15 protein-coding genes and 1 tRNA gene are annotated in these 19,714 nt (G+C 55.5%); 4 read left to right on the top strand and 12 right to left on the bottom strand.

The features are described from left to right. The first annotated feature begins 70 nt into the window (after positions 1 to 70). Positions 71 to 157 (top strand) — tRNA-Leu (locus tag AC2FFF_RS14120). Positions 158 to 397: 240 nt separating this feature from the next. On the opposite strand, the gene AC2FFF_RS14115 is transcribed toward AC2FFF_RS14120, so the two are convergent. The 7 genes from AC2FFF_RS14115 to AC2FFF_RS14085 are packed head-to-tail and all read right to left on the bottom strand — an operon-like array spanning position 398 to position 8,736. Continuing rightward, complete coding sequence (locus AC2FFF_RS14115; RefSeq protein WP_142640315.1) at positions 398 to 1,783, bottom strand: M20 family metallopeptidase; 1,386 nt, start codon at positions 1,781 to 1,783, stop codon at positions 398 to 400. A gap of 12 nt (positions 1,784 to 1,795) precedes the next feature. After that, a complete protein-coding gene (locus AC2FFF_RS14110) occupies positions 1,796 to 3,202 on the bottom strand; it encodes an amidohydrolase (RefSeq protein WP_496710417.1) in 1,407 nt (468 codons plus the stop codon). 20 nt (positions 3,203 to 3,222) lie between these two features. Beyond that, a complete protein-coding gene (locus tag AC2FFF_RS14105) occupies positions 3,223 to 4,227 on the bottom strand; it encodes an ABC transporter ATP-binding protein (protein ID WP_142640317.1) in 1,005 nt (334 codons plus the stop codon). Beyond that, positions 4,224 to 5,201 (bottom strand): ABC transporter ATP-binding protein, encoded by a 978-nt coding sequence (locus AC2FFF_RS14100; protein WP_142640318.1) that lies wholly within the window; start codon positions 5,199 to 5,201, stop codon positions 4,224 to 4,226. The genes AC2FFF_RS14105 and AC2FFF_RS14100 overlap by 4 nt, the downstream gene beginning before the upstream one ends. Next, positions 5,198 to 6,121 (bottom strand): ABC transporter permease, encoded by a 924-nt coding sequence (locus AC2FFF_RS14095; protein WP_142640319.1) that lies wholly within the window; start codon positions 6,119 to 6,121, stop codon positions 5,198 to 5,200. The genes AC2FFF_RS14100 and AC2FFF_RS14095 overlap by 4 nt, the downstream gene beginning before the upstream one ends. Then, positions 6,118 to 7,095 carry an ABC transporter permease gene (locus tag AC2FFF_RS14090; protein WP_142640320.1) on the bottom strand — a complete coding sequence of 326 codons (978 nt, stop codon included), beginning with the start codon at positions 7,093 to 7,095 and terminating at the stop codon, positions 6,118 to 6,120. The genes AC2FFF_RS14095 and AC2FFF_RS14090 overlap by 4 nt, the downstream gene beginning before the upstream one ends. A gap of 60 nt (positions 7,096 to 7,155) precedes the next feature. Next, positions 7,156 to 8,736 carry an ABC transporter substrate-binding protein gene (locus AC2FFF_RS14085; RefSeq protein ID WP_142640321.1) on the bottom strand — a complete coding sequence of 527 codons (1,581 nt, stop codon included), beginning with the start codon at positions 8,734 to 8,736 and terminating at the stop codon, positions 7,156 to 7,158. Positions 8,737 to 8,917: 181 nt separating this feature from the next. Here AC2FFF_RS14085 and AC2FFF_RS14080 point away from each other — a divergent pair, with 181 nt between their 5' ends. After that, the gene (locus AC2FFF_RS14080) at positions 8,918 to 9,829 is read left to right on the top strand and encodes a LysR family transcriptional regulator (RefSeq protein ID WP_271951756.1); all 912 of its coding nucleotides are present in this window, start codon (positions 8,918 to 8,920) and stop codon (positions 9,827 to 9,829) included. Here AC2FFF_RS14080 and AC2FFF_RS14075 read toward each other — a convergent pair. Continuing rightward, positions 9,826 to 11,367: a M81 family metallopeptidase gene (locus tag AC2FFF_RS14075; RefSeq protein ID WP_281973723.1), complete on the bottom strand. Its 1,542-nt coding sequence runs from the start codon at positions 11,365 to 11,367 to the stop codon at positions 9,826 to 9,828. The genes AC2FFF_RS14080 and AC2FFF_RS14075 overlap by 4 nt on opposite strands. Before the next feature lie 151 nt (positions 11,368 to 11,518). On the opposite strand from AC2FFF_RS14075, the gene AC2FFF_RS14070 reads away from it, so the two are divergent. Beyond that, entirely contained in the window at positions 11,519 to 12,019 is a 501-nt protein-coding gene (locus tag AC2FFF_RS14070) for an RES family NAD+ phosphorylase (protein ID WP_185956750.1), read from the top strand. 577 nt (positions 12,020 to 12,596) lie between these two features. Here the strand turns inward: AC2FFF_RS14070 and AC2FFF_RS14065 are convergent. The 4 genes from AC2FFF_RS14065 to AC2FFF_RS14050 all read right to left on the bottom strand — a co-directional run bounded on the left by AC2FFF_RS14065 (position 12,597) and on the right by AC2FFF_RS14050 (position 18,511). Further along, positions 12,597 to 14,012 carry an FAD-binding oxidoreductase gene (locus AC2FFF_RS14065; protein WP_281973724.1) on the bottom strand — a complete coding sequence of 472 codons (1,416 nt, stop codon included), beginning with the start codon at positions 14,010 to 14,012 and terminating at the stop codon, positions 12,597 to 12,599. 119 nt (positions 14,013 to 14,131) lie between these two features. Continuing rightward, positions 14,132 to 14,389: a DUF4242 domain-containing protein gene (locus tag AC2FFF_RS14060; protein ID WP_271951661.1), complete on the bottom strand. Its 258-nt coding sequence runs from the start codon at positions 14,387 to 14,389 to the stop codon at positions 14,132 to 14,134. Between the two features lie 27 nt (positions 14,390 to 14,416). Then, a complete protein-coding gene (locus tag AC2FFF_RS14055; RefSeq protein ID WP_496882976.1) occupies positions 14,417 to 18,016 on the bottom strand; it encodes an adenylate/guanylate cyclase domain-containing protein in 3,600 nt (1,199 codons plus the stop codon). Between the two features lie 108 nt (positions 18,017 to 18,124). Next, positions 18,125 to 18,511 (bottom strand): hypothetical protein, encoded by a 387-nt coding sequence (locus AC2FFF_RS14050; RefSeq protein WP_496714182.1) that lies wholly within the window; start codon positions 18,509 to 18,511, stop codon positions 18,125 to 18,127. A 40-nt stretch (positions 18,512 to 18,551) separates the two neighbouring features. Here AC2FFF_RS14050 and AC2FFF_RS14045 point away from each other — a divergent pair, with 40 nt between their 5' ends. Further along, the gene (locus AC2FFF_RS14045; RefSeq protein WP_496708222.1) at positions 18,552 to 19,307 is read left to right on the top strand and encodes an SDR family oxidoreductase; all 756 of its coding nucleotides are present in this window, start codon (positions 18,552 to 18,554) and stop codon (positions 19,305 to 19,307) included. Positions 19,308 to 19,714 lie beyond the last annotated feature (407 nt).

The following is a 19,714-nucleotide window of genomic DNA, read 5'->3' as shown; positions in this document are numbered from 1 at the left end:
CTTTCAAAAAACTTTCCGAATCCGGTTGACGCCTTCCGCCAGTAGGCTTAAACGCCCCTCCACGACACCTGCCCAGGTGGCGGAATTGGTAGACGCGCTAGCTTCAGGTGCTAGTGTCCGTATGGACGTGGAGGTTCGAGTCCTCTCCTGGGCACCAAATATCCATAATATTATTATATTTTTCAATCACTTAAGGCGGGTATCTGTATTTCTATCCACCTTATAGCCCACCTTTGAGCGTATGGTGTTATTCCAGCTTTCCGACTTGAAGGGCGGGAAGAAGACGTTCGCTGCATGTGCGATAACAACTCCCGCAATCCGTGAAAGCGGTCATTTACAGTCGGGAGTGCGATACCCGCCCGATCCAGGTATGGATGAAATCCTTTGTGGCGCGCGGTCAGAGTGGCCTGGCAAGGTCACCAATATCCCAGAAAAGCCCGGCCATTGCCCGCAATGCATCACGCGACACCGACTTCAACACGTGTTCGTTGGGCGCGTGCTGCGAACAGCCACGATAGGAATGAGGCACCCAAACCGTTGGGAGGCCGAGCACATCGGAAAAGACCTCATTGGGTAGGGAACCGGCGAGATTTGGCAGAATATGTGGCTGCTTTCCGGAGGTATCTTCCAGCGAACGCGCGACAAACGACACCCAAGGATGATCCGGCGATGTCCGCGTCGCATCAAAGAATCCACGGTCATGAGGTTTGATATTAACGATCTCAAATCCTCTTGCATCAAGGTGGCGACGAAGGGCCGGCAGGATACCGGATTGATCGGTGCCAACAACGAAGCGGAGCTGGCAGGCGGCCTTGGCATATCCCGAGATCGCGTTAACCGGCGCTTCGGGGACACCGCTTTTCATCGCGAGGATCGCAAAACTGTTCCAGCCGAAGACCCGTTCGGCCGGTGTCAGACTTTCCTCGCCCCAGTCTTCGTCAATCTTCGGACCGCCATCTTCGCCTACCGGCAAGTTGCGCAGGGCATGCCGGATCTCTTCGGTTAGGCTGGTCGGTCGCCACTCTGGTATTTGGATTTGGCCCCTCACATCGGTGATCGTCGAGAGGGCTTGTGCAAGGATCATCGCGGGGTCGGCAAGTAAACCGCCCCAGTTGCCGGAATGATGCGCACCGTCTCGAAGGTCAACAATGAGGTCGAACGAATAGCCGCCCCGTGAACCCATGAACATCGTCGGAGTGTCTGACTGAAGGCGTGGTCCGTCCGATGCGATCAGGACATCCGCGGCAAGGTTTTCTTTGTGCGTGGCGCAAAAATTCGACAGCCCCGGCGACCCCATCTCCTCACCCATTTCAACAAGGATCCGAATGTTGAAGCCGAGTGATCCACGAGCGTCGATGACGGAGCTCAACGCAGCTAAGTTGATGAGGTGCTGTCCCTTGTTGTCAGCGGTACCGCGTCCGAAGAGGCGATCACCATCGTCCACGAGACGAAACGGGTGAAGCCCGTTTCGCCACTGATCAGTTTGCGCGCGGGTCACGTCGCCATGCCCATAGGACAGGATCGTTGGGCTCGAGTCGTCCTCGATGCGTTCAGCGACAAGGATCGGACCTGCATCCGGCACAGGGTTCGGGTGGATTGCGCAGGAGAACCCAATACTGCGCAGGCGCGGAACGAGGGCTTCCTCAAGGTAGCGCGGAAGCTCCGCGGCTTTCTCCTGTGTCTGGCTCTCCGTCTCATGGGCAACCAGTTCGCTAAGTTCTGTTGCAAATTGACCGGTGTCGAAATACTGGGCGGCGTTGTCTATAGCAGAGGCGCGGGTCAAGGTTGTTTTACCTCAGACAGGTGGACGCACGTCGTCCGGGATCGGACAAGTGTAAGGTGTTTCGCCCAGATGGTCTTGGTGCGTCGCGCGTGCAGCTTCGATGCGCGAGGGATCCTCAACCAGTCGACACGCTGTCGCGGCCATTGCTTTTGCTGCGTAGACCATGCCTTTGTGAGCCGCGGGCGCCTTGCCTTGTGCCACTGTTTGCCATGTATGAAACGGCGTTCCTATAGCACAGGTGGCAACTCGTGCCTGAACGGTTGGGACTGCCCAACTCACGTCGCCAACATCCGTCGAGCCTTCGCCGCCATCGCTGTGGCGATCAAGAGGTGCGATGAAGTCGCATAGAGCGAGATCCTTTTTGGGCTTGGCACCGATCCGCTTGAAGGTCGTGTTGATGTCAGCCTTGGTCAATGTAGTCTGAATCTCGCGGGCAAAGCTGAGGTCTGTTTCGTCAAAGGCGACGGGTCCGAGTTTCTCTAGCTCGTGCTGCATGGTTTCTTCCAAAGGACGATTGCCAAGCAGGTTCGAAACGCCGGAAAAGACCTGGCTGGTAACTTGCGTTCCTGTCATCAGCGCCGCGCCGTCCGCGATCTTTCGGACGCGCGTAACCAGATCGGCGAGGTCGGGTAGCGAACTGGCCCGGACGAGCTGGCGCACTGTGGCCTTGGCCTGCACCACATTCGGCGCAACGCCACCTGCGTCGAGATAGGCGTAGTGCACCCGGGCGCTGTCGGGCATGTGCTCGCGCAGGTAATTCACGCCAATGTTCATCAGTTCAACCGCATCAAGCGCGGATCTGCCAAGTTCAGGCGCGCCAGCAGCATGGGCAGCCTTTCCATGAAAAGTGAAATCGATCCGGGTGTTCGCGAGCGATCTGGCCTCATTCACGCCTGTGAAGGTCGCTGGATGCCAGGAGATGGCCGCGTCGACATCATCGAACAGTCCTTCGCGCACCATGTACGTTTTGGCCGCGCCCCCTTCTTCAGCGGGGCAGCCATAGTACCGCACACGGCCCTTGATGCCGTTTTCGGCCAACCAGTCTTTCACCGCCGTGGCAGCCAAGAGTGCGGCGGCGCCGAGCAGATTGTGACCACACCCATGCCCGTTGCCGCCCTCTTCAATCGGCTGATGTTCAGCCACACCTGGCGCTTGGCTCAGATATGGCAGCGCATCGAACTCGCCGAGGATGGCGATCACCGGACCCTCGTCTCCTGCCTCGCCAATCACGGCCGTAGGAATGCCAGCTGCATTCTCTGTTATCTTGAAACCTTGAGCGCGTAACATCTGCACATGTTCAGCGACGGACTTGTACTCGGCGTAAAGCGTCTCGGGCGTGTCAAAGACGCGGTCAGACAATGCGATAAAATCATCACGATGGCGGTCAACGTGGTCCCAGATCGGATCGGCGTTTTTCAAGGGGCTCTCCAGCTTCTCGTTCAAACGGTTTCGGCGTGTTCCAGCAGGCAGGCTGTTTCGCGCCCGCCGCGCCCGGCTTTCAGTTCAGGAACGGTGGTGCGGCACTCAGCGGTCGCCACCGGGCAACGCGGGTGAAAGGTACATCCAGATGGTGGATCGAGCGGCGACGGAATTTCCCCGTCAATCGGGGCAAACTCACGCCGGCGCTGATCAAGGCGCGGAGCCTCTGCAAGCAGAGCTTTCGTGTAGGGATGGCGTGGGTCAGAGAAGATTTCCTCTGTCGATGCGCTCTCGACAATGCGGCCCAGATACATGATCGCCACGCGGTCGGCGATGTGTTCGACGACGCTCAGGTCATGGCTGATAAACAAATACGTCAGGCCCAGCTCCTCGCGCAGGTCCATGAACAGGTTGATAACCTGCGCTTGGATCGATACGTCCAGCGCAGCGATGGCCTCGTCGCAAACAAGGAACTTCGGCTTCACGGCGAGCGCACGCGCGATCACGATCCGCTGCCTTTGCCCACCGGAAAACTGATGTGCGTAGCGCCGCTTGAGCGACGGGTCGAGGCCGACCTTACGCATAACGTCGTCCACGTAATCCGCACTCTCTGCCTTGCTGACGCTCCCATGCATACGCGGAGCTTCACCGATGATATCTTCGACGCGCATACGCGGGTTGAGGCTGGCAAAAGGGTCCTGAAAGATCATCTGAATAGCGAGGGTTGCCGCGCGTTTATCGGAGCCGCTCAACGTCGCGACATCTTTGCCTTCATAGAACATCTGCCCATCACTAGCGGCGTGAATGCCGGCCACAACACGTCCCAGCGTGGACTTGCCGCAGCCAGACTCGCCGACCAATCCCAGAACTTCGCCCTTTTGGATCGACAGGTTTACATTATCGACTGCATGGACAGTTTCTTCACGGATGTTTGCGCCAAGTCGCTGCGCGATTTTCCCCGCTACGTCCAAACGCTTGGTGAAGCGCTTCGAAACGCCTCGGATTTCAACGAGCGGCTCTGTCATAGCGTAGTCTCCTCCGTACGCTGCGGGTTGAAACAGCGAAGGCGGCGGCCATCCACGTCCTTAATCTGGGGTTGTTCGGAACAAGCTGCCGTCCGAGCCTGACAGCGAGGACCAAAGGCGCACCCTTCAGGAAGGGCGAACATATTCGGCGTCATCCCTTCGATCTGGAACAAGCGCTGCCCACGCCGGTTAGCGGTCGGAACAGATCCAAGAAGCCCAACCGTATAGGGATGCAGCGGACGGTCTATCACATCGTCGATGCCGCCCTGCTCAACGATCCGTCCGGCATACATAACTGATATCCGATCCGCGAGCCCCGCCACAACGGCCAGGTCATGCGTGATCCAGATCATCGCGGTTCCCGTGCGTTTCGTCAGCTTCTGGGCCTCGTGGATGATCTGCGCCTGAATTGTCACGTCGAGCGCGGTCGTCGGCTCGTCGGCAATGATCAGGTCCGGCTGGTTCAGGAAGGCTGTCGCAATCGCCACGCGCTGCCGCATCCCACCGGAAAGCTGATGCGGATAGGCCTGCAATCGCTCTTCCGGCGATGGGATGCCGACCAATCCAAGCGCATCGCGGCTTCTTTCCCAGGCGGTTTGGCGGTTGACGTTTTCATGGGCGAGAATGGCCTCGATCATCTGCGTATCGACGCGCAAGACCGGGTTGAGCGTCATCATCGGATCCTGAAAGATCATCGAGATTCGGTTGCCACGCAAGGATTTGAGTCGCTCTTCCGGTGCGTTCGCGATCTCGTCACCATTAAAACGGATTGACCCATCGACGATGCGCCCGGGAGGATCGATCAGCCCTAGGATGGAGAACCCGGTGATCGACTTGCCCGACCCGGACTCACCTACTAGCCCCATGACCTCGCCCTTGGAGACGGTGAAATCCACACCATTAACGGCCTTGACCACACCCGCATGCGTGAAGAAGTGGGTCTTCAGCCCGCTGACTTCGAGTACTGCCGTCATCTCTTCAACCTCGGATTCAGAACATCGCGCAAATGGTCGCCAACAAGGTTGATGGACACGACCGTCATTAACAGCGCGACGCCGGGAAAAACGGAAATCCAGTAGCGTCCTGAAAGCATGTATTCGAATCCATTTGCGATCAGCACCCCAATCGACGGCTCAGTCTGTGGAAGGCCTACGCCAAGGAACGAAAGCGTCGCTTCCAAAGAGATCGCACTGGCGGTTTGTACCGTGCCAACGACGATCAGAGGCGCCATGCAATTCGGGAGAAGATGCCGAAAGACGATCCGCGAACGCGAAATGCCGAGACATTGTGCGGCTTCAACATATTCCTTGCCACGCTCGACAAGCGCGGTCGCGCGGACCGTGCGGGCGTAGTATGCCCATTGCGCAATTACGAGGGCAAGGATGATCTTGTCGACACCCTTACCAAGTGCCGCAACCATCATCAGTGCCACCAGCGATGCCGGGAACGACAGTTGAAGGTCCACGATGCGCATGATGAACGCTTCGGTCCGGCCACCGGCGTAGGCCGCGACCAGACCAATCACCATACCGATCAGAAGGGCAATCACTCCAGATGCAAGCCCAACGGTCAGAGAAATACGCAAGCCATAGAGAATTGCCGAGTAGAGATCGCGTCCAGACCCGTCCGAGCCGAGCCACATCGTGTATCCGTCGAATGCTTCGGAACCTGGAGGCAAGCGCCCATCCATGACGCTGACCTGACCAAGATCGTAGGGGTTCTGCGGCGTGATCCAGGGCGCCAGGATGGCCAGCAGAACGATGACCAGGAATATGCCGAGCGCCGCTGTCGCGATCCTGCTTTCGAAGAACTCGGCTCGAAAACGCTGGAACGGCGTCTCGACTTTCGGGGATTTGGTGGGGGTCAGTGAATGATCTGTGACGGTGTCGGTCATGCGCCCTGATCCTGCAAACGAACCCTCGGATCGAGGATCGAGTAGAGTATGTCGACGATCAGATTGATCAGCACGAAAAACAGTACGATGATCATCAGATAGGCGACGACGACGGGCCGATCCAATTGCAGTATTGCGTCGATCAGCAGTTTGCCCATTCCGGGCCATGCAAAGATCGATTCAGTCACCACCGAGAACCCGATCAAACTGCCGAATTCGAGGCCCATGACGGTCACAACCGGGATCATGATGTTCTTCATCACATGCACCAGAATGATGCGTCGGGTCGAAAGACCCTTGGCCCGGGCGTATTTCACATAATCCTGCCCCATCGCTTCACGGACACCCGCTCGGGTAAGGCGGATTGCCAGTGAAATCTTAAGAAGTGCCAGGTTGAGAGCAGGCAGGAAGATGTGGCTCAACCCATCGAGCGTAAAAAGGCTGCTGTGAATTCCAAGAAACGAGCCGATATCGCCACGCCCTGTCGCCGGGACCCATCTAAGTTCTACGGCAAACAGCATGATGAGCATTAGTCCGACCCAGAAGGTCGGCAGTGAGAAACCGAGAATCGAGCCAGCCATGATTCCCTTGGAAAGCGGGCTATCGGGATAGAGCCCGGCATAAAGACCCAATGGAATACCGATCACGATAGCAAGAAAGAGTGCACTGAAGGCCAGTTCCATCGTGGCAGGCATATGGTGCAGGATCAGTTTGAGCGCGGGCTCACCGAAGACGAAGCTATCGCCGAGGTCACCTTGTGCTGCACCTTTGAGGAACAACCAGTACTGTTCCCAAATAGGCCGATCCAATCCAAGCCGTCGAATGGCAGCTTCGATGTCAGCCTGATCCGCGTCAGGGCTTACCAGCATGTAGACCGGGTCACCAACGATGTTGACGCCAAAAAAGACAATCACCGACATCAGAAAGACAACAAGCATTGCTTGCAGCAATCGGCGAATGACAAAAACGGTCATGAGGACATTCCCTGGGCAAAGGCTTCGGGCCGCTGCGAAGGCGGCCCGGATGCATTGCGGTTACTCTTTCACGACGCCTGTCGCGAGAGTGTATTCGTCGGTCCGAGGGATGTAGCTCAGACCTTTTTTGGCCGCCCAGGTGTTGACCTGGAAGTGAGTCGGAATGATTGCCACATTCTCGATCGCGCGCTCTGTCGCCGCGGCGAGCAGTTCCTGTCGCTTGGCGTCATCGACTGTTCGCAAGGCTTCTTCGATCAGCGCGTCGGTTTCAGCATCCGAGTGTCGGCCACGGTTTGATGATCCAAAGCCCGCATCCTTGTCATGGGTATGGATCAGCGATTTGAGAGGCGAGGACGCTTCGCCGGACCCCGCGCCCCATCCGACGAGGATAAAGCTGAATTCCGGCAGACCCTCAGGGCTGCCTTTGGAAGCGCGTCCAAAGTATACCGAACGCGGCATGGTTTCGACGGCCGTCTTGACGCCAGCACGGGTCAACATTTGCGCAATTGCCTCGGCGATTTTGGCGTCGTTGATGTAGCGGTCATTCGGCCCATGGATTGTCATTTCAAATCCATCGGGATAACCGGCTTCAGCCAGAAGCGCTTTAGCACCGTCCGGGTCATACGCCACGACGTCCAAATTGTCGGACACGCCAAAGAACCCCTCGGGAAGAAGCTGGCCGGCGGGTAACGCAACCCCCTCCATGACACGCTCAACGATTGCATCGCGGTTGATCGCCATGCTGATCGCCTTCCGGACGCGGACGTCCATGAGCGGGTTCTTGATATCGCCGCCACCATTGGCCTTCACAAAGGGTGAATCCTCGCGGAATTGGTCCATGTGAAGATAGATCACTCGGTTGGACACGCCCTGGCTCAACTGGATATCATCGTTGCCCTGAAGTGTAGTGATATCGGTCGTCGGGACGCCCGATATCATGTCGACGTCACCGGCAAGAAGCGATGCAACACGGCTCGGACCGGAGGTGATCGGGCGGAATTCCACCTCGGACCAGATCGGCGCATCACCCCAGTAGCCGTCGTTCCGTACCAGCACGATGCTTTCACCCGGCGTGTAGCTTTGGAACTTGAATGGCCCTGTGCCGATGGCGGCCGTACCCGCGTTGAAGTCTTCCGTCGTTGCCTCGCAGCCCACTTCTGAGATCACAGGGATCGTGGAAATGTCATTGCCCATCAACGGATAAGGTGCGGCCGTTTTGAATTGCACCGTGTAGTCATCGATCTTGACGACTTCCTTACCCTTGAGATAGGTGCCGTATCCCGATGGAGAGTTCGGTACGTCCGGCGCGCGCGCCATGGTGCAGACTACATCATCTGCCGTAAAGTCGCTTCCGTCGTGAAACTTTACGCCTTCACGCAGCTTGAACTCCCAAGTCAATTCATCAATCGGCTCCCATGACTCTGCAAGACCCGGTGATAGGCGCTGATTTTCATCCTGCGCGATCAGCCGGTCAAAGATGTGCACGGACATTGCGTTGTTCGGACCCAAGTTGTGAAAATGCGGATCGAGCGACGTCGGCTCCGAAGCGAGGCCGATCGTCAGTTTTTCGGCCGAAACAGCACCGACGCCGAAAGCCAAAATGCCGACAGCGACAGCTGTCGCAGATGTGAGTTTCCTCATCAAAAAGACTCCCTGTTTGTATGGCGCTTGTGAATAGGCGAATCCTCGGCCGATCCCGCGCCCTATTAAAAAAGGCTAGCTACCGCAAAAATCATTGCCAATACTCAATGCTATGCAATTTTGCATAGACCAATCCAAGAGTTTGGATGTTCAATCGCTCATACCGGGGGAGGAATGCAGCATGACGGAACACCGACACAGACTGCGCGAGTTCGAGTCACTGAGAGCCGTGATCACAACTGGGACGACAATCGGCGCCGCACGGCGTCTCGGGATTTCTCAGTCTGCCGTAAGCCGGTCCTTGTCGCAACTCGAGGCCCGAGTTGGACGGTCGCTGTTTCTCCGCCGGTCGGGACGCATTGACCCAACCGACGAAGCGTTGCGCCTCAACGAAAAACTGGACCCAATCTTCGAGACGCTTGCCGATATCGAGGGCGCAGAATGGGCTACTCCGGATAACGAGCCGTTGCGTCTGATCGTGCCGCCGACACTGGCGCATCACTTTGTCATCTCTAGGGTCGCCAGTTTTCTCAAGAAGAATGAAGGAAAGCAGCTTCAATTGGATATTCAGGCGACAGACGTGCTGGTCGCCGGCATTCTCGACCTCCGCTACGATCTTGGTTTGACGAGTGCGATGATCCAACGAACTGGTGTTCACCTCATGCCGTGGCGCCGCAGTCAGGTGGTCTGCGCCATGCCGAGCAACCATCCGCTGTCGGAAAAACGAGTGGTGACGCCGCAGGATCTGGAAGGTGTCGCGCTGATAGAGTTTCTGAGAAGGCTGGGGACGCGAGCGATCACCGAAAAGATCTTTGCGCGCGCCGGAATTCGTCCAAAACAAGTCGCCGAAACGGCAACGAACATGGCCGCTCTGGAGCTTGTCCGCGAGGGTTTGGGTGTGACGCTGATCAATCCCTTCCCGTTGTTGTCGTCGGGGATGGAAGGTGTCGTCGTCAGGCCATTTGACGCCGCCATTTTTTATGACACCAGCTTTGTTCTTCCATCAGGCAGGCCACCATCTCAGCTTGCCCGCCAGTTCATGCAGTTTGTCAAATTGACGACGCCGCATGACAAGTATTCAGAGCCCGTTTAGCGCAGCAACTGAGCCGACCACGAGGCGTCGATGTCCATCGGAAAGTTCGGTCGTGGCAAATTCGCAAACGGCCAGCGGTCGTGAACTGGCGACGTAAGCCCGCCCGTGTCGACCTCAAAAACCTGGTTTGGCCCAAACCAGTTGGAAAACCCGGCCCGAAAGTGGCCTCGGGATTTCACAACAACGGTCCGGGCCGACGCAATATCCAGTCCGAACATGTGAAAGAACACGGGATCGGCGGTCTGCGTGCGATCGGTTATCACTACCACGGTGATGCCACCAATACGAAGCGCAGCGGATGGCCCCAGGGCCAATCTCCGACCGGCCGTCATTCCCAGTTCACCGACCACATCTCCATTGTGAAGACCCAAGACCTCCGCATCCGCCTCGAAAGGCACATCCCACTGCGCCCAGAAAACACTGGAATCGGAAGAACGGTTGAATTGTGCCCTGAATTTACCGCCGACACCGATGCGATGGGCTTCGTTCACAAGTTCCGGATCACAAAAGGAACCGTACAGGCATTCTTCGGCTTTTGCCGCATGAAGAGCGGCTAACAGTTCTGTCGTCCTGCCACTGCCGCCGCCACCAGGATTGTCACCGGCATCGGAGAAAATCACAGGCGCGCGCGCTTGGTCGACGGAAATCGAGATCGCTTCCGTCACGGATGTCAGTTTTCGAACGAAATCCTTCCTCAACGACCAAGCCATGTCTGCCAGTTCTTCCGCCAGTGCATTGGCCGCCTTCTGGTCCTCACGCGCAGTAACAACGATGCTCAGACCATTGTCGGGCGTGTCGGAGAAAAGGAAATTGCCGAAGATCGATACGTTTAGAATCTCACCTCGGCCTTCGGCTTGTCGTCGCTGACCGTGGTCGATCAGCGTGCCATACGGGTGCTCGGCACTTAGAAGGGTTACGGATGCCGGAACAAGAGGCAGTTTGACATGCGCGGTTTGGGGCCGGACGCCCGACGCCAAAACCCGGCGCAGCGAAAAGGCGGCTTCCTCGCCACGTTCTATCTGATCGACGTGAGGATTGGTCCGATAGCCGACGATCAGGTCACAGGCATCGACCATCTGCTGTGAGATATTTGCATGCAGATCGAGTGTCGCAACGACAGGTACGTCCGGTCCGACAACTCTCCGAATATGTGACATCAACAAACCGTCGGGGTCGTGGTCATGCTCGGCAACCATCGCGCCGTGATTGCAGATGTAGACTGCGTCAACAGGGCCAGCTGAGCGAAGCATGTCTTCCGAAGTCACTATGATCTCTTCGATCACGGTTTTTCGTACTGGACCTGCCGGGTGGCTGGCTGCCAAGATACAGGGTACCGGCGTCCAGTCGCCCGTAGCATCCATCGCCCTGACAAAGGCTGCAAATTCTATTGCCAGCTTTGGTGTCGCGAATCTGGCCTCAGACATCAAAGCATCGCCTGATAGCCATGTCAGAGACTTAAAGTCTGACAAATCAGCCGGGGGTGCAAAACGATTTGACTCGAGAATTGCGCCAAGGAGGGCGATCTTTGGAACCTTCATGCGAGAGGCCTTTGGGAATGCAACACAGTGCGAGGAAACATGAGTAAGTGATTTCAATCAAGGTATCATGCGTCTTCTCTTTACTAGGAAAATGTCCGTCGCATTGCGTCTCACCCATTGCGCGACGCGCAAGCGATCTGTGCCACCTATTATGCTGACAGAAGTTTCCGGGGAATTCGTAAAGATTGTTTGGGCCGATGACCCAGACGTTCACCTCATGCGCGGCGCACCAGATCGCCCACCCGCTCGGTTTAATCGCCGCGGGCAAGACGCTTTGTATCTGAGCCCTGATGTTGAAAGCGCAAGGGTCGCCATCGGACAGGACGTTAGAAAGGATGATCGCCCGCGGGTTGTGCTGACTTTCGAGGTGGAACGATGTGCGTTGTTCGATCTGCGCAGCCCCGAAGCCGCAGATATCTATGCACTCGCCAGTCAACCCTGGCGCAAACTCGTAGCTGCCGGTGGGGATCCGTCCTCATGGCTCGCGGCTGATCGGATCAGAGCAGACGGGCATATTGGATTGATTGACCCCTCACGAAGGCGCCCGGGCCTTTGGCACATCACACTTTTTCGATGGAACGAGGCGAGCGCACCTAGCGTGTTTCGGTGTAGTGAAGTGAAACCGGTTATCGTCCCGCCGGACTATCGGTGACGTTTAAAGTATGACCCAACTATCATTTCGCAATTATGGCCATCGCAAGAAACCACCGTTCGCTAATGTGCCGTATCGATGGGACCACCTAGAAAGTGGTTCATGGGGAGATAGAAAGAGAACGCTTTTCTTTGGCAAACCGCGACTTTCGCCGCTGCCACAATCCGGTCTTTCATACCGAAACCTTCATAGGCAACTTCGTGGGACAACACGGATACTTGCAGCCCCAGTTAATTCGCGTCTGCAGCGAATGCCAGCAATGCGGGCTGCGAATGCAGCACTTCAGCATTTGTCTGAGTGACCGCTTTGGGCCGCTCACACCTGAGCGAGGTCAGGCAGTCGAAAAGATGCCACGATAGCTCCGGCGTTAGCATCGAGCCCAAAGCGGCTAATTGGTCAACAAATCCCTGCCGTCGCAGCGGAACACGGAATTCGCCTGACAGTGGAAAAGACAGTGTCGACATTTTTGACGCGAAAAATATTTGGTGGTCTTAACGCGTAACAGAATACTCGTTGTCAAATATCAAGCATAAGCTCTAAGCGTCCGAATAGATCGGCCTTTCCAAATCGGATGGCCCTACTCAGGCACTATGTTGTGATTAATCCTGAACAGGTTCTTTGGATCATAGCTGCCCTTTATTTTCGAAAGCTTCCCGCTGTTTAGGCCGTATGCACCAGCCATATGATCCGCTTCGTCTTCGGGCATAAAGTTTACATACGCGCTACCGGTCGCATGAGGCCGCATCTGATTATAAAGTCCCCGCGCCCACGCAATGCACTCATCATCCTTGCTCGGGTCTTCCCAACGTGTGTGAACATTCATTATGAAGTGTGCTGATCGTTGCGGATAAGCTGTTGAGTGGGGTTCAATGCGTGCCATTGCGCCACCTACATGCGCAATAAATACTTCGCAAGCAGGGTCGGGAAGGCTGGAAACCGCCTCGAGAAGACCTGTGATTGCTTCCGAGGAAAGCGCTTCGAAATCATGGCTTTTCCAATAATTCCGAGCGCCCGGTGTAAGCAAAGGGTCGAATGCTGCTTGCCAGTCTACAAACTTGTGAGGTGAGATGACATCGGCAATCGGTTCTCCTAGCGCGCGCAAACCCGACAAGGCTTTTTCACCATCGTCTATAGGACCACTGTAGCAAGCTGCAAAAATCAGCACCTCTCTCCCATGCCACTCTTCTGGTAGGAACGGGAGAGGAGGAGCTTTTCGCATCACGCTCCAGACGGTCAGTTCATCGGGTGAGTCATCTGCAATGGCTGCGAATTCTGCAAGCAGCTTTGGCGCCTTTTCGATCGGGTGAACGATCAGACCCGACAAAACATCGGGCCCAAGATCATGCAACTGGAACTCGAATGAGGTCACGACGCCGAAATTGCCGCCTCCACCGCGGATGGCCCAGAAAAGCTCCGGATGGCTTGTGGGCGAGGCGCAGACAATCGTCCCATCTGCCGTCACAACTTCTGCCGACAGAAGATTGTCGATCGTCATTCCGAATTTCCGCGTCGTCCACCCAAAGCCGCCGCCAAGGGTCAGACCAGCGATACCAGTTGTCGAATTGATGCCGACAGGGACAGCAAGCCCATGAGCCTGGGTTTCGCGATCTACATCGCCAAGCAATGCACCCGGTGCAACCCGAGCAGTCTTGTTGACAGGGTCTACGTGTACCGATTGCATCTGGGAAAGATCGAGTAATACGGTCTCGTCTGCAACAGCGTGCCCTGCAATTTGATGCCCACCTGATCGGACCGACATTATGAGGCTGGCGTCCCTAACAAAGTTTACAGCTTTCTGTACGTCGCTCGCCCCCATCGCGCGGATCACGAACCCAGGGTGACGTTCGAACATGCTGTTCCATGTTGTTCTTGCGCCTTCATATTCCGGAGTGCCCTGTAAGTAGACGCCGCCGCGAAGCGAGGAATTAAGCGCATCCAAAGCGCCTTGATCCACAGTTGCCGTGTTTCCGTCGAGTGTTTTTATGTCGTACATGCATAGGCCTCCCTGTTTTCAGATCAGGCTTCTTGCGCGGCTGCCTCATATAGTTGTGACTTCCGATGCGTTGTCCCGCAGTTAAATCGCCTCGGATTAGGTTTTAGAACTGCGAATACTCAGGTGAATATTCCGGGATCTATCTGATCCACGGGTGTTATGACATCGGCTGGGATGTTAAGGCGCTCGGCCGCCTTTCTGAGGCTTTCCTCGTCAGGGGCCTCATACAGGCAGTATGTTTTGCGCTTGTCTGCGCTGAGGAACGAGAAAATCCACTCGACCCCGACTTCGTCATTGATCTCTTTGATGTGAATTTTGTCGTCGTCGCTAATGTTCAGCTGCTCGGCAAAATTTCTCTCAATTATGTACCTTGGCATAATGCTCCCCCAAGCATGTAAATGACTTTAAACAGCTACTCCCTCGAGCTTTGACCTAAGGAAAACCATACTCAATTGCTGTGAAATTGCCAACGCTTCCCCTTCTAGTTGAAACGCTAGTTTCAAATCATTCGTTCGGCCCCGTTGCCTTAGCGCGGATGCATACGCGGCCTTGCTGTGCGCAATCCACGGTGGGCACTTCATGCGCGTGTCTATTTCGATGGCCTTATGGAACATCCTCTCAGCGGCGTCCCAGTTTTTTAGCACCGCTGCCAGATTGCCTAGACGTCTTGCTGCCGCCCCGGCGCAAACTGTTGTTGCCCCAGCGGTGATCGTCAGCTCTTCGTATGGGGTCAGCATGTCATAGAGGGTCTCAGCATGTCCCAGATGCTCGACTGCGACACAAATGTCAGCGAGATAAGACAAAGTAGTTGAAAACATAGCATCAAGCGGAAGATCGAAGCCATTCTCTGCCATTTCATTCAGTATGCGTTCAGCTGGTTCCTTGTATCCCAACTCGGCGGCAATAAGGCCAAATCCTGGTTTCCAAGAAATGTCTTCCGGGCTATCCGTCATCAGCTTCTTGATCACCGGTGCAACTTCGTGCAGCCGGTTTTGTTCGCGGCGGATGGTAAACATCTGAACACCGAATACGCCCTCAACATGTTCTCCATGTGTCTGACGACCGATTTTCACCGCTTCGTTGGCATGCATCTCCGCTTGCTCAAAATCGCCATCCATAATTGCAACCATGGCGCGTGCGTGCTTTTGCACCCAGTAGAGTTGCAGATGATTGTCCTTTTCCGAAATCTCCGTCAGCAATTCGAGTGAATGATCCATCAAGTCGCGGTCGGCCATTTCGGCCCCGACAAAAAGACTGAGTGTCCGGTCCCGACCCTGATCAATACTCCCTAGGTTTTCGGCCACTCGATGCATCGCATCAAGATTTTCACGCCAATGACGTACCTCTCTTCCTTTGCGCGCGACGAATGGCGCCCCAAAATGCATCATCATCACCGAGAATTGGGATTTATAGTCCCCTAGTTTCGCGGCCAGTTCCATTGATTGCTGACCATAGCGAGCGCCTTCAGAAAACTGGCCGACAAACATATGTGCCCGTGCAAGTTGGCTCATCAATCTGCACTGCCGTACTTCGTCATCGTCGGGGAGGTCGTTCAGAGCTCTATCACAAAGTTCAATGGCCTCGCCGTGTCTCTTACTCGACATCATACACGAGTCCGCAAAATGGTTCGCAGCATCAGCGGCGAGCGCCACATCGTGTATTCCACGGGCGGCGTCCGAGGCATCTTTCAAGGCCGCTATCCCCTCCGGCAACTGACCCAGGCTGTCATGGCTGCGACCAATAAGGATTTTGGCTTTGATCGTTTCGACACCGTTATCAGATCCAAGATTTTCGGCCGCTTTGAGTGTTTCCCTGGCGTTGACCATCGCCTCTTGGCTGGCGGATCGCGCCAATGCCATTTCGGTTGCCGTCTGCCATTTGTCGAACGCAGCATGCCATTCTTCGGCCTCTGAAAGATGGCGGGCAACCAACTCGGGCCGGCGTTCAATCTCTGCTGACCGCAACTGCATCAAAGCACGGGCCACGTTTGCGTGTTGTTGCCTGCGGGTTGAGCCCAACATGGATTGATAGGCGGTATCCCGAATAAGGGCATGACGGAAAACGAAATACCCTCGATTGTGCCCGCTTTCAAAGATCAAACCCGTTCGAGACAGCTCTTCTATACGAGATTGAATTTCCGCACTGGCAAGACCTATTGCGGAAGCCAGCAAGCTAGGCTCGAACTCCCGTCCAATGACGGCTCCTGTTAACGCTACTTGTTTGGCCTCTGGTGAGACTGCGTCAAGACGTGCCATCAATGTGCCTTTCAAAGACGAAGGTATGTGGACTTGCCCGTGCTCACCCGCCTCAACAATCGCCCGGGCCAGCTCCTCGACGAACAATGGCACGCCGTCCGTCTTCTCAATGATTGTGGCGATTAGCGCATCGTCGGGTGCTTTTCCGGTAACATTGAGAACTAGGTTCGAGACATGGGTCGTATCAAACCGACGCAGCTGGAGCGTATGTACGTGCGCTTCGCCGTCATCATGGGCAAGTTCCCAGCCGGGCCTGTGGGTGATCAAAATCATCAAAGGCAGATCTGCGCAAATTGCTTTGAAGCGATCCAAAAGAGCTTGGGTGGAAGGATCAATCCAATGCGCGTCCTCAACACAAAGAATAACAGGACGCGTGCTTGCGCGCACCTGAACCGTGTGGATTAACGTCTGAATCGTGAGGTCACGTTGCTCCTGCGGTGACATATCGAGAACGCTTCGGGCAAGAGCACTGTGAGGCGCAACCAGCGCGGCAAAGACGGGCAGAACCTTTTCCCATTCCAAGCCCTCTCGGCTTTCCAACATTTTTTTGACAAGGTCGAGAATTTGGTCGTCATCAAAATCTGTCCCCACACCAGCATCCTGAGAAATCCTCTGGGCGACAGGGTGGAACGGGCTACTGATAAGGTAAGGAGAGCAGTTCAGCCTGATAATATCAGCTTCGCTAGTCGCTACAGCATTAGCGAGAAACTCTTCCGCCAATCGCGATTTACCGATCCCTGCTTCACCGGCAAGCAGAACAACCTCTCCCTGACTGTTCTGCGCACGCAGCCATGATTGTAAAAGGATACCTTTTTCGTAGTCGCGACCAATCATGACGCTGCCACTTTCGTCCCTATAAGATGCTCGAAACCGGCTTTCCGCGCTGTGTTCTGATACGACAGTCAAAAGGGTCCGTGGTTCTTTGAAACCTTTCAGCTCGGTTTGTCCAAGAGACCTAAACTCAAATAGCCGGTGCAAAGTTTCTTCGGTCTCCTCAGCAGATAAAACAACTGAGTTCGGTTCTGCGTGTTCCTGAAGCCGCGCTGCCAGATTGACAATTGGCCCCGTCATGGCTCCTTCTTCGTAGGTGTTTTCACCGATCGTATCGCCAACTACCACGTCGCCACTCGCGATACCTAACCTGGCTGACAAACGCTCACCGTCAGGTGTTTTAAGCTCTCTGACCCGCCGAACGGCCTCAAGACCAGCCTTTAAAGCGCGAACTGCATGATCTTCATAGGCTGTAGGCCAGCCAAAAAAAACCAGGAGACCGTCGCCCAAATACTTCGAGACGTAGCCGCCATACCTGCTAACTGCACCTGCAACCGCATCCTGGTAGCTCTGCAGCAGTTCGCGCATGTCTTCGGGATCAAACCGGTTAGTCAACTCAGTCGAGGCGACGAGATCAGCAAACAAAACTGTTAAGTGACGCCTCTCTGCGATCGCTAATGAAGCAGGCTTCCTTGCGGATAAGGTCACGCCTTGCGATTCATCCGAAATGGGGACCGGGCCGACTTCGTCTGCATCCACGTCTACGGCCTGCGGCGATTGAGACGAGTGCTTTTGACCAGTCAATTCCTGAACCGCTGCCAGGATGATTTTTCGATGGCCCAGACTAACCCCAAGCTCTTTAAGGTCGTCGTTTGACAGTAGTGGCAGTACGCGCGCGTCGATATCATGCTGTGCAAAAGCGTCTGAGTATTGACCCAGTTCGAGATCGTTCAGCCATTTGTCGATTTCAACCGCCATAACGGGATCATGCTTAGATACGGGACGCTAATCAAGAAAACGCTGTAACCACAGGCTGATTTTTGGCGGTCAAACGTCCGCATTGCTTTTCACAGAAATGACACCTACTTATGCAACTTTTTTCAGAATGCAGAGGTTTTTTGCAGGCAGATCTCCCTCAGCGAGCACTTGCTGCGCTGCCGCGATAGGCAGCTTTGTCCGCGATGTGTGAGTTCGGCGAGCCGAGGGTTCGCGCTCGCGGTGAAGGTCGGCAATGCGGGCTGCGACCGCAGCATATTTACCCATTGGCCAACGGCCGGTATGGGCCGTTCTCGTAGGCTCAATCGCTAGATATTGCACTTGCAACAGCGTTGGTACTGATCCCAATAAAGTGATTTCGCTACCGCGAACGAACGGCGGCTCCCGTTTGAGGTCAACCAATTGATCCGTTTCTTGCGCTTTCACCTCAAGTAGCTCAACACCCGCAAGAACCGGGTCGCGATTCACTCGCATCATTCCTTAGGTGATTGGCATGTAATTTCAAAAAGGCATGACCATGGAACTTAAAGACAAAACCATCATCATTACCGGCGCGAGCAGCGGAATCGGTGCTGCAGCAGCGCTTCTGTTTGCCTCGGAAGGGGCGAATGTTGTGTTAGGTGCCCGCCGGGAAGCTCAGCTAAACACACTCGTCGGGCAGATTACCCAAAGCAACGGGCGCGCCGTTTACCTTGCGGGCGACGTGACGGACGAAACATATTCCAGGGATCTTGTTGATCTGGCGAAACGGGAGTTTGGCGGCCTTGATGGCGCATTTAACAATGCGGGCATTATGGGCGAGATGGGTCCAATTCCCGAAATGGAGTCCGGCAACTGGCAGTCGGTTCTTGCTACAAACCTCAACAGTGCATTTTTTGCGGCCAAAGCGCAGATTCCGGCAATAGAGGAACGCGGTGGCGGGTCTATTGTATTCACCGGAACTTTTGTTGGTGTCAGCAATGGGGGAATGCCCGGCATGGGGGCCTATGCCGCATCAAAGGCTGGACTGATTGGGCTCGTACAGTCTTTGGCATCTGATCATGCGGCCAAGAGGGTCCGTATCAACACTATTTTGCCGGGTGGTACTAAAACCGACATGGCCGGCGATGATCCTGCGACGCACGACTTTATTGCCAACTTGCATCCCCTGAAACGCATGGCGGAGCCAAAGGAGATTGCCCAATCTGCATTGTTCCTTCTGTCAGACCGGGCAAGCTTCGTGACGGGTTCTCCGGTCGCCGTTGACGGTGGTATGGCGACCCGCCTGCTTTAGATATCTGCCGTTGGTTGCTTCGTAACCAACGGCGGTCTCCATCCAGACAAGATAGCTCGCCCAAAAATCCATATCGTGGTGAACGCCATCTTTGACGACTTTCGCCAGGGTATCGTCACCGCAGACTGAATATTCGGATTGGACTTTCGCTGCTCGCCGCCTTTTTGATCAGGTAGATGGGCTTTGTTGCGCAAATCGGAGTTTGAGCGCAGTTCCCCCTTCCCCGGACAGACTTATCCTATATCTGCGGCTCAACTGAGGATGATGCCGCGCTGCCTCCGAGGTCCGCTCTGAGCCCTTCCTGTGAGTTCACTGTTCTTGCTGCGAGCGCACGCAGCGCGGATTTTTCTGCTGTTGCTGAATTTAGGCGGTCGCAACGCGGCGAGAAAACCGGCCGTTCAAACATA

This window comes from Ruegeria sp. YTSA226, assembly GCF_059609905.1.
The sequence above is the reverse complement of the archived record's forward strand: the minus strand, read 5'-3'. Positions and strand labels throughout refer to the sequence as shown.

Excerpts from the sequence above, each read along its gene's own strand:
- AC2FFF_RS14095 (WP_142640319.1), bottom strand. The coding sequence starts at position 6,121 with ATGACCGACACCGTCACAGATCATTCACTGACCCCCACCAAATCCCCG.
- AC2FFF_RS14065 (WP_281973724.1), bottom strand. The coding sequence starts at position 14,012 with ATGTACGACATAAAAACACTCGACGGAAACACGGCAACTGTGGATCAA.
- AC2FFF_RS14045 (WP_496708222.1), top strand. The coding sequence starts at position 18,552 with ATGGAACTTAAAGACAAAACCATCATCATTACCGGCGCGAGCAGCGGA.
- AC2FFF_RS14100 (WP_142640318.1), bottom strand. The coding sequence starts at position 5,201 with ATGACGGCAGTACTCGAAGTCAGCGGGCTGAAGACCCACTTCTTCACG.
- AC2FFF_RS14050 (WP_496714182.1), bottom strand. The coding sequence starts at position 18,511 with ATGATGCGAGTGAATCGCGACCCGGTTCTTGCGGGTGTTGAGCTACTT.
- AC2FFF_RS14060 (WP_271951661.1), bottom strand. The coding sequence starts at position 14,389 with ATGCCAAGGTACATAATTGAGAGAAATTTTGCCGAGCAGCTGAACATT.
- AC2FFF_RS14055 (WP_496882976.1), bottom strand. The coding sequence starts at position 18,016 with ATGGCGGTTGAAATCGACAAATGGCTGAACGATCTCGAACTGGGTCAA.
- AC2FFF_RS14080 (WP_271951756.1), top strand. The coding sequence starts at position 8,918 with ATGACGGAACACCGACACAGACTGCGCGAGTTCGAGTCACTGAGAGCC.
- AC2FFF_RS14105 (WP_142640317.1), bottom strand. The coding sequence starts at position 4,227 with ATGACAGAGCCGCTCGTTGAAATCCGAGGCGTTTCGAAGCGCTTCACC.
- AC2FFF_RS14085 (WP_142640321.1), bottom strand. The coding sequence starts at position 8,736 with ATGAGGAAACTCACATCTGCGACAGCTGTCGCTGTCGGCATTTTGGCT.
- AC2FFF_RS14090 (WP_142640320.1), bottom strand. The coding sequence starts at position 7,095 with ATGACCGTTTTTGTCATTCGCCGATTGCTGCAAGCAATGCTTGTTGTC.
- AC2FFF_RS14075 (WP_281973723.1), bottom strand. The coding sequence starts at position 11,367 with ATGAAGGTTCCAAAGATCGCCCTCCTTGGCGCAATTCTCGAGTCAAAT.
- AC2FFF_RS14070 (WP_185956750.1), top strand. The coding sequence starts at position 11,519 with ATGCTGACAGAAGTTTCCGGGGAATTCGTAAAGATTGTTTGGGCCGAT.